The organism is Comamonas thiooxydans (genome assembly GCF_002157685.2).
GTDB classification, from domain to species: domain Bacteria; phylum Pseudomonadota; class Gammaproteobacteria; order Burkholderiales; family Burkholderiaceae_C; genus Comamonas; species Comamonas testosteroni_H.
In genome coordinates, this window is sequence record NZ_AP026738.1 from 1,957,252 (window position 1) to 1,974,488 (window position 17,237).

The following is a 17,237-nucleotide window of genomic DNA, read 5'->3' on the forward strand; positions in this document are numbered from 1 at the left end:
GTTCTGCCTCCGGTGTTTGCCGATTTCAATCCATTGAGGAACCAGCCCCATGAAAATGATTACCGCCGTCATCAAGCCCTTCAAACTCGAGGAAGTGCGCGAGGCCCTGGCAGAGTGTGGGGTGAATGGTCTGACCGTGACCGAAGTCAAGGGTTTTGGCCGCCAGAAAGGCCATACAGAGCTTTATCGTGGCGCCGAGTATGTCGTGGATTTTCTGCCTAAGGTGAAGATCGAAGTCGTGGTGCGAGATGAAGACGTGGACCGCTGCGTGGATGCAGTCGTCAACGTCGCGCGCACCGGCAAGATTGGTGACGGCAAGATCTTCATCACCCCCGTGGAGCGGGTAGTGCGCATCCGCACGGGTGAGCTGGACGACACTGCGGTCTAAGCCGCCATGCTGCGCCCCAGTCATGCGCCCCAGTCAAAAAGCCAGACCTTGAGTCTGGCTTTTTTCTTGGCCCGGGGCCGGGCGTGCGCACTGCCAGCAGGCCGGTGGATGCCGTCCTGCTGGGTTTGGTTTTTCAGGGCTCAGATCACCGAGCGCAGAGGCGGTGTATCCAGCTGGCTGCCGGCATTCTGGACGAGATTTTGCAGCAGGGCCGAGGTGTCGCTACTGCTTTCGACCAGGCCCATCTGCCACTCGCCCATGAAGCCGTTGCCCACGCAGGACTGCAGAAACTGCAGCATGGTGTCGTAATAGCCATCCACATTGAGAATGCCGACGGGCTTGTCGTGGTAGCCCAGCTGGCGCCAGGTCCAGACTTCGAACAGCTCTTCAAAAGTACCGATGCCGCCGGGCAGGGCCACGAAGGCATCGCTGCGCTCGGCCATCATGGCCTTGCGCTCGTGCATGTTCTTGACGATGTGCAGCTCGTCGCAGGCCTGGTTGGCCAGTTCCTTGTCGACCAGTGCCTGAGGGATGATGCCGACTACACGGCCGCCAGCTTGTTGCGTGGCTTCGGCCACCACGCCCATCAGGCCACTGCGTCCACCGCCATAGACCAGCTGGCCGCCGCGAGAGCCTATCCACTGGCCCACGGCCTTGGCGACTTCGGTGAATTGAGGGTTGGTGCCGGGGCGTGAGCCGCAGTACACGCAAATGGAAAAAGCGGGTTGAGTCATACGATGAAGCGGTGATAAAGAGCGGCAGCCCAGACGGCGCCGCAAAGGCACAGGGCCAGAAATACAGCGGCGCTGCCCATGTCCTTGGCTTTCTTGGACAGCTCGTGCCATTCGGGGCCGATACGGTCTATGGCTGCCTCTATGCCGGTATTGAGCAATTCCACAATAAGCACCAGGATGACGGTGCCGGCCAGCAGTGCTGTCTGCTCCCAGCTCTGGCCCAGCCAGAGCGCCAGAGGAATCATGACAGCAGCACAGATTGCTTCTTGCTGAAATGCTTTTTCATGCCAGCCGGCCTTGAGGCCAGCCAGTGAGTAGCCGCCGGCATGCAGCACCCGGGACAGTCCGGTACGGCTTTTTTGCGGGTTGACGGGGTCGGGTGAGGAGGTGCTCATGGAGAGGATGGGTCAGCGGATGCGTTTGGGAGTGGGGGCCTGATGCACCAACTGGGTGCCGGCCCAGGCGTCGTGCCAGAACTGCTTTCTGGGGTGAAAGCGACTCAGCAGCGCCCAGATCAGAATCCAGCCCATGAGCAGCACCAGCACCTCCAGTGGCGGCAGGCCCAGCGGGTAGAGCAGGGCCAGCGGTGGCAGCCACCACATCCAGCTGGCTGCGTAGCGCAGCAGGGCGCGGGTTTGCGTCAGGGGGCGACCTTGTGTATCGACCACGCGGATATGCCAGGTCTTCATGGCCAGCGTCTGGCCCTTGCTCCAGAACCAGACAAAGTAAATCCCCAGCACCACCAGCATGAAGGCCTGCAGCAGATGCCGATTGTCGAGTGCATTGCGCGTCTGAGACAACGTGCCGAACAAATAGCCGGCGATGAACACCACGCCAAACAGAAGCATGCCTTCATAAAGCCAGCAAGCCATGCGGCGACGAAGGCTTGGTGCTATGAAGTCAGGAGTCGATGAGGCTGCCGGCGGGGTGTCTTGCTGCATGAGGGCATTGTAGGGCTCAGCTCAGCCTGCCAGAGTTTGGGCCTGCAGCATCGGCACTGTCATTGGTGCGAGTCTTGACCTGGCGCATCCAGCGGCGGCAGCGTGATGGGCGTGGCGCGAGGAATGTCCACGGGAGCCGTTTCCACAATCACCGAGGGCGTACGGATGGGGTGCGTCTCCACCATGGCTGGTGTTGCAGGCACGGGCGGTGGTGGGTGATGAATGGTTGCGGGTGGAATCTTGGGCAGATTGGGCACCGTATTGGGGGAGGCCGTGGCAGCAGGAATGCGCGCCAGCTTCTTGGAAGGTACGGGCTTGATGGCCGGTGCGGCGCTTATCACCTTGGGAGTGGCGCGGGCGGCCAGCAGTCGCTTTTCTTCATCGCTCAGAGCCTGATAGGCCTCCCACTGGGCCTGCTTGTCAGTCGCGAGCTTGTTGGTAATGGCGAAATTCAGCCGGGCCTGGTTGCGCTGGGCGGCACTCAGGCCAGACCAGGCTTCCATGCGGTCATGAAGCTTTTGCTGTTCGCGCTCGCTGAGTTTGTCAAAGCCATCCGCCAGGGCAATCCAGCGGCGCTTCTGTACCGAGCCGATCATGGCCCAGCGCTCTTGCAGCGGCAGCAGAATCTCGCGCTGGTGGCTGCTCAGTTCGCCCCAGCGTGGGCCCGAGGCCTGTGCCGAGGCTCTCTGGCGCGTGGACGGATCTGCATGCATGGATCTGGATGCGGCTACCGTGGCGGGGGGCACGGAGCTGGGTGCCAGCCTGACTTGCTGTACGACATTCCATCCTGTCCAGCTCAAGGCCACCAACAACAGCGCCGCCATGATGGCGGCGGTGTTGTCGGGTTTCAGGAGGGAGTGCTTCTCAGTGGGCATCAAGGCAGAGGTAGCAGGCGGTTTAGTGTTCTGATGGAGTGGCTGCCGAGGTCTTGAGGTACTGGATGAAGCCAGGATCAGAGTAGGCAGCAGGGGGCAGATCATCGGTCAGCAAGGCGGTATCGACCTCGGTGACTTCGCTTAGCATACTTTGTTCGGTGTCGGAGTTGTAGATTACCAGGCCCGCAATGAGTGCAAAAACGGGGATGGCAGAGACCAGGGTACGCCACCAGCCGCTACCCTCGTCGGGGCTACCCAGTGTCAGGGTGCTGCCCTGGGCAGATGCTGCAGTACTGGTCTGAACGCGCAGCACAGACGCTTCGCGGCGACGTACAGACACGGCTTGCTCGCGGGAGGCGCGCAGGCGTTCGGTAATTTCGTAGGGGAGCAAGGCTTCGCCCTCGCTCAGTCGGGCAGTGATTTGACGGGCGATGCGGTCGGCGGTCTGTTCTTGCCGGAGGGTGGGCGCGGATTTCATAACTCGATTCCTTTGGCCTTGAGTGCCTTGCTCAATGTTTGAATGGCGCGGAAGCAATGGGTTTTGACACTGCCTTCAGAGCAACCCATGGCGGCAGCGGTCTCTGCGACATCCATCTCTTCCCAGTAACGCATGAGAAACGCCTCGCGTTGACGCGCAGGCAGCTCCTGTATCTCTTTTTCTATGCTTTGCAGTGTCTGCTTGCGTTCGGTCAGGCTCTCGGCGTTGCTGGCGGCGGATTCGTCGCTGTTGGTGGCATAGGTTTCCAGCCAGTCGAAGTCGCTGTCCCCGTCTACGGAAGACTCCAGGTCGCTGAAGTGCGTGAAAATGGCTTTCTGGGTCTTCTGGCGGCGAAACCAGTCCAGGGTGCTGTTCGACAGAATGCGCTGGAACAGCATGGGCAGCTCATTGACCGGTTTGTCCCCATAGTGCTGGGCCAGTTTGAGCATGCTGTCCTGCACGATATCCAGGGCGGCCTCCTCGTCGCGGACATGGAAAACGCTGCGTTTGAAGGCGCGCTTTTCAACGTCTTTGAGGAATGCAGACAGTTCTTGTTCTGTGGCCAAGAGAGAGTAACCCTGGAGAAAGCGGGAGTTAGGTAGTGGCGAAAGCGGCAGATTATCGCATCCGATGATGTTTTTTTGTGTACTGCATTTGAAGGTCTTGTTGCAGTGCGATAATGATCTTCAACTTAAAGAAGCAAACGGATCACGGTCCGGCGTACACACAAACGTCCATGGCATGTGGTCTTAAGTCCTAAACCGGCCTCACAAGGGCTTCAGGCTAAGGGCACCGAAGGTTTTTCGTTAGAGAAATTCACAAAGGTTGATCATGGAAATCTCCAAAGCCGAGCTGGCCTCCGCAGCCGCCGCATCGTCCCCCAAGGGCGCCCAGGAATTGATGGGCTCCGAAATCCTCATCAAGTCTCTTCAGGCTGAAGGTGTCAAGCACCTGTGGGGTTACCCTGGCGGGGCAGTTCTCTATATCTACGACGCGCTCTACAAGCAGGACAGCATTCAGCATGTGCTGGTGCGCCACGAGCAGGCGGCCGTGCATGCTGCCGACGGTTTTGCGCGTGCCACCGGCGAGGTGGGCGTGGCGCTGGTGACATCCGGCCCTGGTCTGACCAATGCCGTGACTGGCATCGCCACCGCCTATACCGACTCCATTCCCATGGTGGTGATTGCTGGTCAGACATCGACCAATTACATCGGTACCGACGCATTTCAAGAGTGCGACACCGTGGGCATCACTCGTCCCATCGTCAAGCACAACTTCCTGGTCAAGGATGTGCGCGAGCTGGCCGAGACCATGAAAAAGGCTTTCCACATCGCCCGCACCGGTCGTCCCGGCCCTGTGGTGGTGGATATTCCCAAGGACGTGTCCTTCAAGAAGGCGCTGTACACGGGCTATCCTGAAAAAGTGGAAATGCGCTCGTACAACCCCGTCAAAAAGGGTCATGCGGGCCAGATCCGCAAGGCTTTGCAGTTGCTGCTGACGGCCAAGCGTCCCTATATCTACACCGGCGGTGGCGTGCTGCTGGGCAATGCCTGCAACGAGCTGCGTCAGCTGGTGGACATGCTGGGCTACCCGGTCACGAACACGCTGATGGGCCTGGGTGCCTACCCGGCCAGCGACAAGAAGTTCCTGGGCATGCTGGGCATGCACGGCACCATCGAAGCCAACAATGCCATGCAGAACTGCGATGTGCTGCTGGCCGTGGGTGCCCGCTTTGACGACCGCGTGATCGGCAACCCCAAGCATTTCATGTCGGTGGAGCGCAAGATCATCCATATCGACATCGATCCCTCCTCCATCTCCAAGCGCGTGAAGGTGGACGTGCCCATCGTGGGCGATGTCAAGGATGTGCTGAACGAGCTGATCGCCATGCTGCGCGAGTCGGCACAGCGCCCTGATGAGGCAGCTTTGGGCCAATGGTGGAACACCATCGAAGGCTGGCGCAGCCGCGACTGTCTGAGCTACGACAAGTCCAACACCGAAGTCATCAAGCCCCAGTACGTGGTTGACACACTGTGGAACATGACCAAGGATGCCGACGCTTACATCACCTCCGATGTGGGCCAGCACCAGATGTGGGCGGCGCAGTATTACCGCTTTGATGAACCCCGTCGCTGGATCAACTCCGGCGGTCTGGGCACCATGGGCGTGGGTCTGCCTTACGCCATGGGCATCAAGCTGGCCAAGCCCGACTCCGAAGTCTTCTGCATCACGGGCGAAGGCTCGATCCAGATGAATATTCAGGAGCTGGCCACCTGCAAGCAGTACAACACCCCGGTGGTCATCTGCGCGCTGAACAACCGTTTCCTGGGCATGGTGCGCCAGTGGCAGGAAATTGAATACTCGGGTCGCTACTCGAGCAGCTATATGGATTCGCTGCCCGACTTCGTGAAGCTGGCAGAGGCCTTTGGTCATCGTGGCCTGCTGATCGAGAAGCCTGCCGATGTCGAGGCTGCGCTGCGCGAGGCGCGCCGTATCGTGCGCGAGGAAAGCAAGACGGTTTTCCTGGACTTCCGCACCGATCCGACCGAGAACGTGTTCCCCATGGTGCAAGCCGGCCGTGGCATCACGGAAATGCTGCTGGGCGCCGACGATCTGTGATGCCGGGCAGCCGGTTTTGAAAGAAATCGGCCTCAAGTACTTACATATCAAGCGCAAGTAGCTATATTTTAAATAGCGTTTTGACGAATCTATTGTCCGCCGAGCCTGGCACTTACCGGTGTCAGGGGAGGGCGGCGAAAAGAGGAATCTCCCAATGAAACACATTATTGCCGTGCTGCTCGAGAACGAGCCTGGAGCACTGTCGCGCGTCGTGGGCCTGTTTTCCGCCCGTGGCTACAACATCGAATCCCTGACTGTCGCACCGACCGAGGACCCCTCGCTGTCGCGCATGACCATCCTCACCACGGGTTCGGACGATGTGATTGAGCAAATCACAAAGCACCTGAACCGACTGATTGAAGTGGTTAAAGTGGTGGACCTGACCGAAGGTGCCTACACCGAGCGCGAGCTGATGATGGTCAAGGTGCGTGCCGTGGGCAAGGAGCGCGAGGAAATGAAGCGCATGGCGGACATCTTCCGCGGCCGCATCATCGACGTGACCGAGAAGAGCTACACCGTGGAGCTGACCGGCGACCAGTCCAAGAACGATGCCTTCCTGCAAGCCATTGATCGCACTGCCATCCTTGAGACCGTTCGTACGGGCGCCTCGGGTATTGGTCGTGGCGAACGCATTCTGCGTGTCTAATGGCTGCTGTTTGCACCCAATTTGAATCTGAACAAACCTTTTTAACCCCCTCAAGATAAGAGACCTGGAGCCATCATGAAAGTTTTCTACGACAAGGACTGTGACCTGAGCCTGATCAAGGGCAAGACTGTTGCCATCATCGGCTACGGCAGCCAAGGCCACGCACATGCTCAAAACCTGAACGACAGCGGCGTGAAGGTTGTGGTCGGTCTGCGCAAGGGCGGCTCTTCCTGGGACAAGGTTGGCAAGGCCGGCCTGACCGTGATGGAAGTGAACGATGCGGTCAAGGCTGCCGACGTGGTCATGATCCTGCTGCCCGACGAGAACATCCCCGAGGTGTACAAGAACAACGTCGAGCCCAACATCAAGTCCGGCGCTACCCTGGCTTTCGCTCACGGCTTCAACGTGCACTACAACCAGGTCGTGCCTCGCGCCGATCTGGACGTGATCATGGTCGCCCCCAAGGGCCCCGGCCACACCGTGCGCTCCGAATACCTGAAGGGCGGCGGCGTGCCTTCCCTGATCGCCATCTACCAGGACCAGTCCGGCAAGGCCCGTGACGTGGCCCTGTCCTATGCTTCCGCCAACGGCGGTGGCAAGGGCGGCATCATCGAAACCAACTTCAAGGAAGAAACCGAGACCGACCTGTTCGGCGAGCAGGCCGTGCTGTGCGGCGGTGCCGTGGAACTGGTGAAGATGGGCTTCGAGACGCTGACCGAAGCTGGTTACGCTCCCGAAATGGCTTACTTCGAGTGCCTGCACGAGCTGAAGCTGATCGTTGACCTGATGTACGAAGGCGGCATCGCCAACATGAACTACTCCATCTCCAACAATGCGGAGTATGGCGAGTACGTGACCGGCCCCGAAGTCATCAACGAAGAATCCCGCAAGGCCATGCGCAACGCCCTCAAGCGCATCCAGAGCGGTGAATACGCGAAGATGTTCATCAGCGAAGGCCGTCTGAACTATCCTTCGATGACTGCCCGTCGTCGCCAGAACGCCGACCATGCCATCGAGCAAGTGGGCGGCCAGCTGCGCTCCATGATGCCCTGGATCTCCAAGAACAAGCTGGTCGACCAGACCCGCAACTAATCCAGGCAAGTCATTCGGCGCGAGCCGGAAGACTGCACTTGGGCAAGAGGCCACCTTCGAGGTGGCCTTTTTTCATTCCGGAGGCGATCTGTGTGGCGGGTACACTGGTGGCAGGGACATGGCCGTGATGGCCATGCTTGAAATACTATCGTTTTAATAGCTGCATGCATTTGACATGCAAGCACTGGAGGTCTGTTTGATGCAAAACAGCAATGATTCTGCCGATCTGAGTGGAATGCCGCGCAAGCCGCGCAAAGGCATTTATGTGCTGCCCAATCTGTTTACGCTGGCAGCGCTGTTTGGCGGTTTCTACGCCATCGTCATGGCCATGAACAACAAGTTCGAACTGGCGGCCGTGGGCGTTTTCTGCGCCATGGTGCTCGACAGTCTTGATGGTCGCGTGGCGCGCATGACACATACGCAAAGCGCGTTCGGCGAGCAAATGGATTCGCTCTCGGACATGGTGTCCTTTGGTGCCGCGCCTGCGCTGATTGCTTATGAATGGGCCTTGCGTCCTCTGGGGCGCTGGGGCTGGATTGCCGCCTTTGTGTATTGCGCCTGCGCAGCATTGCGCCTGGCACGCTTCAACGTGAATACGGCCGTGGTGGACAAGCGCTATTTCCAGGGCATGCCTTCGCCTGCGGCAGCGGCCCTGGTGGCGGGCTTTATCTGGCTGACCAGTGCTCTGATGGTTTCCCATCGCGACGTGCCCATCTTCGGTGATGTGATTTCCTGGTTTGGCGGCTATCCCACGGACAGGGCCGATCTGTCCTGGATCATGTTCGCCATCACGCTGTTCGCAGGTCTGACCATGGTCACCAATATTCCCTATTACAGCTTCAAGGATATCGGCGGTGCCAAGAGCATGCCGTTCGTCTCGCTGGTGGTGGTGGCCCTGCTGATGGCCGTGGTCAGCATCGAGCCTGCAACCATGCTGTTCCTGGTGTTTGTCGGCTACTCGATCTCGGGATATGTGATCTACGCCTGGCGCCGTGCCAAGGGCGAGCAGGTCAGCATTGTGGCGACCTCCAAGGACGAGCCCGACGAGCGCGGTCTGCACGACGATTGAAGCGCTGCTGCGAAAAAATCCTGGCCCTGTCAACTTTTCTTGTGTTAAAGTGAGCCGCATGCAAAACCTGTCGCTAGCTCTACTACTAATGTCCAACGGGCAGAGAAAGTAGCGCGCGCGTACAAACACACCCTACTTGGCGGCCCGTAGCATCAGCGACGGGCCGTTTTTGCTTTTGGGCGTCGCTGGAGCTGGGTTCAATTTCCTCTAATTTCGACTAAAGAGACTCACCATGTTGCAAAACCCTTCCACCAAATACCGCGCTTTCGCCCCCGTGCGTCTGACCGATCGCACCTGGCCCGACGCGGTCATCACCAAGCCCCCGGTCTGGTGCAGCGTGGATCTGCGTGACGGCAACCAGGCTTTGATCGAGCCCATGGACATCGAGCGCAAGGTGCGCATGTTCGAACAACTGGTGAAGATCGGTTTCAAGGAAATCGAAGTCGGCTTCCCTTCGGCCTCGCAGATCGAGTTCGACTTCATGCGCAAGCTCATCGAGGAAAACCGCATTCCCGACGATGTGACCGTACAGGTGCTGACCCAGGCGCGTGAGCACCTGATTCGTCGCACTTTCGAGGCGCTCGAAGGCGTGCCCCGCGCCATCGTCCATCTCTACAACGCCACGGCTCCCGTGATGCGCCGCGTGGTGCTGAATATGAGTGAAGACGAGATTGTGGAGCTGGCGGTGACCAATGCCCAGATGTTCAAGGACATCGCGGCCCAGCACCCCAACACCAAGTGGACCTTCCAGTACTCGCCCGAAATGTATTCGGACACCGAGCTGGAGTTCTCCAAGCGCGTGATCGATGCCGTCACCGATGTCTGGCAGCCCACGCCCGAGAACAAGTGCATCATCAATCTGCCCACCACCGTGGAGCACTCCACACCCAATATCTTTGCCGACATGGTGGAGTGGACGCATCGCAACATCAAGCGCCGTGACAGCGTGGTGATCTCGGTCCATCCGCATAACGATCGCGGCACCGGAACGGCGGCTGCCGAGCTGTCCCTGATGGCCGGCGCAGATCGACTGGAAGGCTGCCTGTTCGGCAATGGCGAGCGCACCGGCAATCTGGACGTGGTGAATGTGGCGCTCAATATGTACATCCAGGGCGTGAACCCCGGCCTGGATTTCTCCGACATCGACGATATCCGTGCAACGGTCGAGCATTGCAACCAGTTGCCCGTGCATCCTCGTCATCCTTACGTGGGTGACCTGGTCTACACCTCCTTCTCCGGCTCTCACCAGGATGCCATCAAGAAGGCTTTCGCCGCCCACAAGGAAGGCGATATCTGGGATATGCCTTATTTGCCCATCGATCCCAAGGACCTGGGTCGCAGCTATGAGGCAGTGATTCGCGTGAACAGCCAGTCGGGCAAGGGCGGCATTGCCTATCTGCTCGAGAGCGAATACGGACTTCAGCTGCCCCGCCGCCTGCAGATCGAGTTCAGCCAGGTCGTGCAGCGCGAGATGGATGCCAGCGGCAAGGAGTTGTCGGCTGCTGATCTGTGGGAGCTGTTCCAGCGCGAATATGGGGTCAACACTGTCAAGGCACCTCAATATCGCCTGAGCGAGGCAGATGGCGTGGTCAATATGAGTTCCCACATAGAGATCGCTGGAGAAAAGTATTTTTTGGAAGGCGAAGGTACGGGCCCCATTGATGCCTTCGTGCAGGCGCTGTCGGCTAACGTCGGTCGCAATGTGCGCGTGCTCAACTATGCCGAGCATGCGATTGGCGAGGGAGCGAATGCCAAGGCGATTGCCTATGTGGAGCTGCGCGTGGATGACGCTCAGGTCTGCTATGGCGTCGGGGTCGATGCCAGTATCTTTTCTGCCTCGTTGCGCGCCATCATCTCGGGAGTGCAGCGCGTCCCTGCTGTCGCCGAAGAGGCGGTAGCCGCATAAAAGGTTCAAAGCCGGTGTCGCCAAAAGCGCGCCGGCTTTTTTGTCGGCAATCCTCCAGTCAAAACAGGCGTCTACCGGCGCCATTACATAGAGAGTCCCCACCATGTCCGATCAGCTCATTATTTTTGACACCACCTTGCGTGACGGCGAGCAGTCGCCTGGCGCCTCCATGACGCGCGATGAAAAGCTGCGCATTGCACGCCAGCTGGAGCGCCTCAAGGTCGATGTGATCGAGGCGGGGTTTGCTGCGGCATCCAATGGCGACTTCGAGTCCATCCAGAGCATTGCGCGTGCTATCAAGGATTCCACGGTCTGCTCGCTCTCACGCGCCAACGACCGCGACATTGCGCGTGCGGCCGAGTCCTTGAAGGACGCCAACCGTGCTCGCATTCACACTTTCATCGCCACCAGTCCGCTGCACATGGAGAAAAAGCTGCGCATGACACCCGAGCAGGTGCTGGAGCAGGCCAAGCAGGCGGTGCGCTTCGGGCGCAATCTCATCGAAGACATCGAGTTCAGCGCGGAGGACGGCTATCGCAGCGAACCCGATTTTCTGGCGCGCGTGATCGAGGCCGTCATCAAGGAAGGTGCAACCACCATCAACGTGCCCGACACCGTGGGTTATGCGATTCCCGAGCTCTATGGCGAGTTCATTCGCAACTTGCGCGAGCGCGTTCCCAACAGCGACAAGGCCGTCTGGTCCGTGCATTGCCACAACGACCTGGGCATGGCGGTTGCCAATTCGCTGGCGGGCGTGAAGATCGGCGGCGCGCGCCAGATCGAATGCACCATCAACGGGCTGGGCGAGCGTGCGGGTAACTGCTCACTTGAAGAAGTGGTCATGGCTATCAAGACGCGCAAGGACTACTTTGGTCTCGATGTGAATATCGATACCCAGCATATCGTGGCCGCCAGCCGCCTAGTCAGCCAGACCACGGGCTTTGTGGTGCAGCCCAACAAGGCGGTGGTGGGGGCCAATGCCTTTGCTCATGCCTCCGGCATTCATCAGGATGGCGTGCTCAAGGCGCGTGATACCTACGAAATCATGCGTGCCGAGGATGTGGGCTGGGCGGCCAACAAGATCGTGCTGGGCAAGCTCAGTGGTCGCAACGCCTTCAAGCAGCGTCTGCAGGAGCTGGGGGTGGAGCTGGATAGTGAAGCTGCCATCAACCAGGCCTTCACGCGCTTCAAGGAACTCGCGGATCGCAAGAGCGAAATCTTTGACGAGGACATTCTGGCGCTGGTGAATGCCGAAGGCGCGGAGCACCAGGACAATCAGTTTCAGTTTATTTCGCTGGCCCAGCAGAGCGAAACAGGTGAGCGCCCACATGCCAGCGTGGTCTTCAGCAATGCAGGCCGGGAAATCAAGGCCAGCTCCGAGGGCAATGGTCCAGTCGATGCCTCGTTCAAGGCCATCGAGTCCGAAGTCAAGAGCGGTGCCGAAATGGTGCTGTATTCCGTCAATGCCATCAGCGGTTCAACCGAGAGTCAGGGCGAGGTGACGGTGCGCCTGCAACGCAGTGGTCGCGTCGTCAACGGAGTGGGTGCTGACCCCGACATTGTGGTCGCATCGGCCAAGGCTTATCTGAGCGCTTTGAACAAATTGCATAGCAATCAGGAAGTTGTTGCAGCACAAGGTTGACTGCTGGATTTATAATTTCACTCAGATTATCGAGAAGGTTGTGCAAGTGCTTGTCACTGCACAACTTTTTTGATTGAATTAAATCCTTACACCTTGTTGTCTGGAGTATCGCATGCAGCTGCTGCGTCCATTTCGCCTTGCAAAACTCACCCAGGTGGTGTCTTTGGCTCTGTTGAGCTGCGCTCTGGCTGCCCCGGCAGCGCATGCGGCGGCGCCTAAGAAAGACTCCAAAAAGCCCGTGGCTGCTGCAGCTTCGGCTAAGAAAGCGGCCAAGGAGCCGGCTGGCAAGGTTCGTGCCGCAGCGCAGCCTAAAGGCGCAAAGGTCGCCAAAGGCAAGCCCGAAAAGGCGGACGCCAAGCTTGCAAGCAAGAAGGGCGGAAAGACTGCTCTAGCGGCCAAGGCCGAAAGAGAAGAGAAGACCGGCGGCAAGAAGCGTCTGGCCAGGGCAGGAGCTACCGGTGCTGCGGTTGCTGCGGCAGCAGCTGCCACGGCGGTCGAGCCTGCACGCCTGTCCTACGGGCAGATGGCGGGTCTTCACTCCGTCTCGGATCCCCTGGATCTGCAAAGCAGCGTGGCTTATGTGATCGACCAGGACACGCATGAGGTGCTGCTGAGCAAGAACGATCAGGCCGTGCTGCCGATTGCCTCGCTGACCAAGCTCATGACCGGTCTGCTGATCTCCCAGGCCCGTCTGCCCATGGACGAGATGATCACCATCACGCAGGACGATGTGGATACCGAAAAGCACAGCAGCTCCCGTCTGCGTGTCGGCACCACCTTGACGCGCGCCGAGATGATGCATCTGGCGCTGATGTCCAGCGAGAACCGTGCTGCCCATGCCCTGGGACGCACTTATCCCGGCGGTCTGGCGCAGTTTGTGCAGCTGATGAACTCCAAGGCGCTGCAGCTGGGCATGAAGGACACGCGCTATGTGGAGCCCACCGGCCTGTCCAGCAGCAACCAGTCCAGTGCGCGCGACCTGGCGCGCCTGGTGGCAGTGGCCCATGCGGATCCGCTGATGCGCGAATACTCCACATCGCCCGGTTATGAAGTGGCCGTCGGTCGCCGCACGCTGCAGTTCAACAACACCAACCGTCTGGTCAAGAGCGACAACTGGGATATCGGCCTGCAAAAGACCGGCTATATCTCCGAAGCCGGTCGCTGCCTTGTGATGCAAGCCCATGTGGCCGGCCGCAAGCTGATCATGGTGTTCCTGGACTCGGCGGGCAAGTTCAGCCGCCTGGCAGATGCCGAGCGTGTACGCCACTGGATGGAAAGCAAGGGCCCCACGGCCAGCAACACGATTGCCAGCCGTATCCGCGGTTGAGCCTGGCGAGGGCCAGGCCCGTCAACAAAAAATGCGCTACCTCGGTAGCGCTTTTTTATTGGATCAATACCTGAAATGGCCTTCCAGCTCTTTTGCAGATTGCGAGATGAGCTCGCCCCTCTCATTGGAGCGAAGAGATTCAGCCGTGCTGGCTGCGGCTATAGGGGTTGGCCGCTGCTTGAGCCGGCGCCGGGCGTGTGCCGCTGAAACCCAGCGCCACGGAAATTTCCTGCACCGTGGCCTGCAATCTGGGGGCCCAGCTCTCATCAAGGCGGTCTGCGGGGGCTGAGATGGACAGGCCTGCAATCAGCTTGCTCTGGTCGTCGTAAATGCCGGCTGCCATGCAACGCACGCCCAGCTCCAGCTCTTCGTTGTCGCGGGCAATACCGTATTGGCGTACCTTGGCCAGCTCATGTTCGAGGTCACCCAGCTGGGTGATGCTGAAATGGGTCTTGCCTGGCAGGCCGGTGCGCATGGCGTAGGCGCGCACCTGCTGGGAATCGTCGGCAGCCAGGAACAGCTTGCCGTTGGAGGTCAAGTGCAGAGGCGCGTGGCCACCGATGGCGCGTACCACCTGCATGCCGGAGCGTTCGCTGTAGGCGCGTTCCACATACACAATTTCGTCACCCTGACGCACGGACAGGCTGATGGGCTGCTGAATCTGCTTGTAAAGCTGACGCATAGGGGTCAGCGCCACTTCACGCACGTTCAGCCGGGCCTTGACCAGGTTGCCCAGTTCCAGAAAGCGCATGCCCAGGCGGTAGCTGCCCGATTCGGGGCGATCCACAAAGCGGCCCAGTGCAAGGTCATTGAGTATGCGGTGCGTGGTCGATGGATGCAGGCCCGTGCGTTCGCTGATCTCCTTCAAAGAAACCGCTTCCTCACGCGATGCCAGCACGTCGATCAACGTGAACATGCGTTCCAGAACCTGGACGCTGGGCTTTGCGGAGGCCGATAGGTCGTCTTTTTTCATGCGTTGGAGATACTTTGCGGGATGAGGGCATTCTAGCGGTGCTGCAGCCGTGCAGCCATGTCATCCGCTCATATATCCATGTGCTGTTTTTTGCAGCGTCACTCTTCAATTTGCGAGCGCACAATGCTTTGCCTGTCTATGCGTTGCCATAGCTCGCCCTGGCGAATCTCATGTGGCAAAAAGCTGGCCTTGTAGCGCATCTTCTGGCTCTCGGAGATCCAGTAACCAAGATAGACATAAGGCAGGTTCATGGCTTTCGCTTGCTGAATTTGCCACAGCACATTGAAGGTGCCGTAGCTGGCGTGGTCTTCCGGATCGTAGAAGGTGTAGACCGCCGACAGCCCGTCCTCCAGTACGTCCAGAATGGAGAGCATTTTGAGTGTGCCGGGCTGACCGTTTGTGCCCGGCTCGCGGAACTCGACCAATCGTGAGTTGACTCTGCTTTGCAGCAGAAACTGCGTGTACTGGTCCACGCTGTCGTTGTCCATGCCGCCGCCGCTATGGCGGTGCTGCTGGTAGCGTAGGTAGAGCTGGTAGTGTTCGTCGGAGTAGTGTAGGCGCTGAATGGATGCGACCAGTTGCCCATGCTGTTTTGCAGCGCGCCGCTGGCTGCGGCTGGGGCGAAACTCCTGGGCCAGAATTCGCAGGGGAACGCAGGCCTTGCAGCCATCGCAATAGGGGCGATAGGTGAACATGCCGCTGCGCCTGAAGCCCAGCGTGACCAGTTCCGAATAGGTGGTGTTCTGAATCAGGTGACTGGGTGTGGCGACCTGAGAGCGTGCCAGCCGGCCCGGCAGATAGCTGCAGGGATAGGCTGCCGTGGCATAGAACTGCAGGGCATGTAGCGGGAGGTCGTTCGGGTGCGTCATGATCGGACTCGGCTGCAGATGCGGTGCGTCAAGCCTCAGTATGGCTCAGCAACTGTTCCCAGTATATGGGGCTGAATTGCCACTGCATATCGAGGAGCTGGGCCTGGGCTTGAACGGTCCGGGCGAACTGCGCTCTTGTGACTTCTCGAGCGCCCATGAAAGATAGATGGGCGGTGGCCTGCTGGCAGTCGATTTGTGGAACCTGATGAGCCCTGCACAGGGCCACCAGTGCCGACAGCGCAATCTTGGAGGCGTCGGTCTGCAGTGCGAACATGGATTCGCCAAAAACCGCTCTGCCCAGCGCCACGCAGTAGAGGCCGCCAACCAGCTGGCCATCAATCCAGGTTTCCACGCTATGTGCAGCGCCTTGCTGATGCAGCTCGGTATAGGCATCAACGATGCTTTGCACAATCCACGTACCATTCTGTCCATCGCGCGGGGTCTGGGCGCAATGCTGCATCACCGTGGCAAAAGCGCTGTCGATGCGAATTTCACAGCGCGGATCATTGCGAAATTTCTGCAGTTTTTTGCGCAGGCTGCGGTGCAGGCGAAACTCGTCGGGATGCAGGGCCATGCGCGGGTTGGGAGACCACCAGAGAACAGGTTGTCCCTCGCTGAACCACGGGAAAATACCTTGGCTGTAAGCAGCGCGAAGACGTGCTGCATCCAGCGTATTGCCGGCGGCGAGCAACCCGGGAATGGGGTCCCGTTCCCCCCAGGTCTGATCGATGGGGGGGAATTCTTGTTCGGGCTGCAGCCAGGGCAGGGAGTGCGTCATTGGCAGTGGGAGTGGATGGACTGCCCTTAGTCTTGCACAGACTGAAGCGGTTTTGAGTGTCGCGGCAGACGAAGGGGGCTGGCGTAATCCCGCTGTTGGAGGCGGAAATGAAAAAAGGCTTCCACAGGGAAGCCTTTTTGCCGGGGAGCAGCTGCGGCAGCTGCCGCCACATTACACGCGCTTGCGGTATTCGCCGGTGCGGGTGTCGATTTCGATCTTGTCTTCTTGAGACACGAACAGGGGCACTGCCACTTCGAAGCCGGTGGCGATCTTGGCGGGCTTCAGAACCTTGCCGGAGGTATCGCCCTTGACGGCGGGCTCGGTCCAGGTGATTTCACGAACGATGGTGGTGGGCAGTTCGACGGAGATGGCCTTGCCGTCGTAGAACACCACTTCGGCAGTCATGCCGTCTTCCAGGTAGTTCAGTGCGTCAGCCATGTTTTCGGCTTCGACTTCGTACTGGTTGAACTCTTCGTCCATCCACACGTACATGGGGTCGGCGAAGTAGGAGTAGGTGCAATCCTTCTTGTCCAGGATCACGTTGTCGATCTTGTCGTCGGCCTTGAACACGTTTTCCGTGCCGAAGTTGCCGATCAGGCTCTTGAGCTTCATGCGCACGGTAGCAGCGCCACGGCCGCCACGAGCGTATTCGGTCTTCAGAACGATCATGGGGTCCTTGCCGAACATGATCACATTGCCTGCGCGGATTTCTTGAGCGATTTTCATGGCTTGCTTGCGTTTGAAAGGTTGGAGCCGCTCTACACGGCAGGCAAGCTGTTCGCAATGGTCGCTGGAGAAAGCAACGCATCAAAGGTGCGGCGGCGGGGCCTGCCGCATGTACCGCGGCGGGGCGCGACCCCGAAAGCAAGATCGCTCGGCATACCGGCTGCGACTGCCCTC

At 59.3% G+C, this 17,237-nt stretch carries 18 protein-coding genes; 8 read left to right on the forward strand and 10 right to left on the reverse strand.

Annotated elements, in window-relative coordinates; all coding sequences use genetic code 11:
* Positions 1-49: 49 nt before the first annotated feature.
* Positions 50-388, forward strand: coding sequence for a P-II family nitrogen regulator (locus CTR2_RS08990; protein WP_003056652.1), 339 nt, complete (start codon positions 50-52; stop codon positions 386-388).
* 140 nt (positions 389-528) lie between these two features.
* On the opposite strand, the gene CTR2_RS08995 is transcribed toward CTR2_RS08990, so the two are convergent.
* From CTR2_RS08995 to CTR2_RS09020, 6 genes are read right to left on the reverse strand one after another with little or no spacing between them, the layout of a single operon-like run.
* Entirely contained in the window at positions 529-1,122 is a 594-nt protein-coding gene (locus CTR2_RS08995; protein ID WP_087084352.1) for an LOG family protein, read from the reverse strand.
* The gene (locus CTR2_RS09000) at positions 1,119-1,517 is read right to left on the reverse strand and encodes a diacylglycerol kinase (protein WP_034356988.1); all 399 of its coding nucleotides are present in this window, start codon (positions 1,515-1,517) and stop codon (positions 1,119-1,121) included. Before CTR2_RS09000 ends, CTR2_RS08995 begins: the two co-directional genes overlap by 4 nt.
* Positions 1,518-1,529: 12 nt before the next feature.
* Complete coding sequence (locus CTR2_RS09005; RefSeq protein WP_087084351.1) at positions 1,530-2,063, reverse strand: RDD family protein; 534 nt, start codon at positions 2,061-2,063, stop codon at positions 1,530-1,532.
* A gap of 59 nt (positions 2,064-2,122) precedes the next feature.
* Positions 2,123-2,938, reverse strand: a complete 816-nt coding sequence (locus tag CTR2_RS09010) for a DUF3106 domain-containing protein (protein ID WP_087084350.1) — start codon at positions 2,936-2,938, stop codon at positions 2,123-2,125.
* Positions 2,939-2,960: 22 nt separating this feature from the next.
* Positions 2,961-3,416: a DUF3619 family protein gene (locus tag CTR2_RS09015; protein ID WP_087084349.1), complete on the reverse strand. Its 456-nt coding sequence runs from the start codon at positions 3,414-3,416 to the stop codon at positions 2,961-2,963.
* The gene (locus tag CTR2_RS09020) at positions 3,413-3,982 is read right to left on the reverse strand and encodes an RNA polymerase sigma factor (RefSeq protein WP_087084348.1); all 570 of its coding nucleotides are present in this window, start codon (positions 3,980-3,982) and stop codon (positions 3,413-3,415) included. The genes CTR2_RS09015 and CTR2_RS09020 overlap by 4 nt, the downstream gene beginning before the upstream one ends.
* Before the next feature lie 265 nt (positions 3,983-4,247).
* Between CTR2_RS09020 and CTR2_RS09025 the strand changes: the two genes are divergently transcribed.
* From CTR2_RS09025 to pbpG, 7 genes are all read left to right on the forward strand, one after another.
* Complete coding sequence (locus tag CTR2_RS09025; protein WP_003066236.1) at positions 4,248-6,035, forward strand: acetolactate synthase 3 catalytic subunit; 1,788 nt, start codon at positions 4,248-4,250, stop codon at positions 6,033-6,035.
* A 154-nt stretch (positions 6,036-6,189) separates the two neighbouring features.
* Positions 6,190-6,681: an acetolactate synthase small subunit gene (gene ilvN / locus CTR2_RS09030; protein ID WP_003056638.1), complete on the forward strand. Its 492-nt coding sequence runs from the start codon at positions 6,190-6,192 to the stop codon at positions 6,679-6,681.
* Positions 6,682-6,756: 75 nt separating this feature from the next.
* On the forward strand, positions 6,757-7,773 hold the full coding sequence (gene ilvC, locus CTR2_RS09035; RefSeq protein ID WP_003080801.1) for a ketol-acid reductoisomerase: 1,017 nt from the start codon (positions 6,757-6,759) through the stop codon (positions 7,771-7,773).
* A gap of 199 nt (positions 7,774-7,972) precedes the next feature.
* Complete coding sequence (pssA, locus tag CTR2_RS09040; RefSeq protein WP_087084674.1) at positions 7,973-8,842, forward strand: CDP-diacylglycerol--serine O-phosphatidyltransferase; 870 nt, start codon at positions 7,973-7,975, stop codon at positions 8,840-8,842.
* Between the two features lie 232 nt (positions 8,843-9,074).
* A complete protein-coding gene (gene leuA, locus CTR2_RS09045; protein ID WP_087084347.1) occupies positions 9,075-10,748 on the forward strand; it encodes a 2-isopropylmalate synthase in 1,674 nt (557 codons plus the stop codon).
* A 103-nt stretch (positions 10,749-10,851) separates the two neighbouring features.
* Complete coding sequence (locus CTR2_RS09050; protein WP_087084346.1) at positions 10,852-12,390, forward strand: 2-isopropylmalate synthase; 1,539 nt, start codon at positions 10,852-10,854, stop codon at positions 12,388-12,390.
* A gap of 112 nt (positions 12,391-12,502) precedes the next feature.
* Positions 12,503-13,717 carry a D-alanyl-D-alanine endopeptidase gene (gene pbpG, locus CTR2_RS09055; RefSeq protein WP_087084345.1) on the forward strand — a complete coding sequence of 405 codons (1,215 nt, stop codon included), beginning with the start codon at positions 12,503-12,505 and terminating at the stop codon, positions 13,715-13,717.
* Positions 13,718-13,856: 139 nt separating this feature from the next.
* Here pbpG and CTR2_RS09060 read toward each other — a convergent pair whose 3' ends face one another.
* The 4 genes from CTR2_RS09060 to efp form a co-directional block, all read right to left on the reverse strand.
* The gene (locus tag CTR2_RS09060; RefSeq protein ID WP_087084344.1) at positions 13,857-14,690 is read right to left on the reverse strand and encodes an IclR family transcriptional regulator; all 834 of its coding nucleotides are present in this window, start codon (positions 14,688-14,690) and stop codon (positions 13,857-13,859) included.
* A gap of 98 nt (positions 14,691-14,788) precedes the next feature.
* The gene (locus CTR2_RS09065; RefSeq protein ID WP_087084343.1) at positions 14,789-15,559 is read right to left on the reverse strand and encodes an arginyltransferase; all 771 of its coding nucleotides are present in this window, start codon (positions 15,557-15,559) and stop codon (positions 14,789-14,791) included.
* Positions 15,560-15,587: 28 nt separating this feature from the next.
* Positions 15,588-16,337 (reverse strand): leucyl/phenylalanyl-tRNA--protein transferase, encoded by a 750-nt coding sequence (gene aat, locus CTR2_RS09070; RefSeq protein ID WP_087084342.1) that lies wholly within the window; start codon positions 16,335-16,337, stop codon positions 15,588-15,590.
* Positions 16,338-16,508: 171 nt separating this feature from the next.
* A complete protein-coding gene (gene efp / locus CTR2_RS09075; RefSeq protein WP_003056627.1) occupies positions 16,509-17,063 on the reverse strand; it encodes an elongation factor P in 555 nt (184 codons plus the stop codon).
* Positions 17,064-17,237 lie beyond the last annotated feature (174 nt).

What these genes read in the sequence shown, in the direction of transcription:
- pbpG (WP_087084345.1), top strand. Translation starts at nt 12,503, where the DNA reads ATGCAGCTGCTGCGTCCATTTCGCCTTGCAAAACTCACCCAGGTGGTG.
- CTR2_RS09025 (WP_003066236.1), top strand. Translation starts at nt 4,248, where the DNA reads ATGGAAATCTCCAAAGCCGAGCTGGCCTCCGCAGCCGCCGCATCGTCC.
- pssA (WP_087084674.1), top strand. Translation starts at nt 7,973, where the DNA reads ATGCAAAACAGCAATGATTCTGCCGATCTGAGTGGAATGCCGCGCAAG.
- aat (WP_087084342.1), bottom strand. Translation starts at nt 16,337, where the DNA reads ATGACGCACTCCCTGCCCTGGCTGCAGCCCGAACAAGAATTCCCCCCC.
- ilvN (WP_003056638.1), top strand. Translation starts at nt 6,190, where the DNA reads ATGAAACACATTATTGCCGTGCTGCTCGAGAACGAGCCTGGAGCACTG.
- CTR2_RS09050 (WP_087084346.1), top strand. Translation starts at nt 10,852, where the DNA reads ATGTCCGATCAGCTCATTATTTTTGACACCACCTTGCGTGACGGCGAG.
- CTR2_RS09000 (WP_034356988.1), bottom strand. Translation starts at nt 1,517, where the DNA reads ATGAGCACCTCCTCACCCGACCCCGTCAACCCGCAAAAAAGCCGTACC.
- CTR2_RS09065 (WP_087084343.1), bottom strand. Translation starts at nt 15,559, where the DNA reads ATGACGCACCCGAACGACCTCCCGCTACATGCCCTGCAGTTCTATGCC.
- CTR2_RS09005 (WP_087084351.1), bottom strand. Translation starts at nt 2,063, where the DNA reads ATGCAGCAAGACACCCCGCCGGCAGCCTCATCGACTCCTGACTTCATA.
- CTR2_RS09010 (WP_087084350.1), bottom strand. Translation starts at nt 2,938, where the DNA reads ATGCCCACTGAGAAGCACTCCCTCCTGAAACCCGACAACACCGCCGCC.
- leuA (WP_087084347.1), top strand. Translation starts at nt 9,075, where the DNA reads ATGTTGCAAAACCCTTCCACCAAATACCGCGCTTTCGCCCCCGTGCGT.
- CTR2_RS08995 (WP_087084352.1), bottom strand. Translation starts at nt 1,122, where the DNA reads ATGACTCAACCCGCTTTTTCCATTTGCGTGTACTGCGGCTCACGCCCC.
- efp (WP_003056627.1), bottom strand. Translation starts at nt 17,063, where the DNA reads ATGAAAATCGCTCAAGAAATCCGCGCAGGCAATGTGATCATGTTCGGC.
- ilvC (WP_003080801.1), top strand. Translation starts at nt 6,757, where the DNA reads ATGAAAGTTTTCTACGACAAGGACTGTGACCTGAGCCTGATCAAGGGC.
- CTR2_RS09060 (WP_087084344.1), bottom strand. Translation starts at nt 14,690, where the DNA reads ATGAAAAAAGACGACCTATCGGCCTCCGCAAAGCCCAGCGTCCAGGTT.
- CTR2_RS09015 (WP_087084349.1), bottom strand. Translation starts at nt 3,416, where the DNA reads ATGAAATCCGCGCCCACCCTCCGGCAAGAACAGACCGCCGACCGCATC.
- CTR2_RS08990 (WP_003056652.1), top strand. Translation starts at nt 50, where the DNA reads ATGAAAATGATTACCGCCGTCATCAAGCCCTTCAAACTCGAGGAAGTG.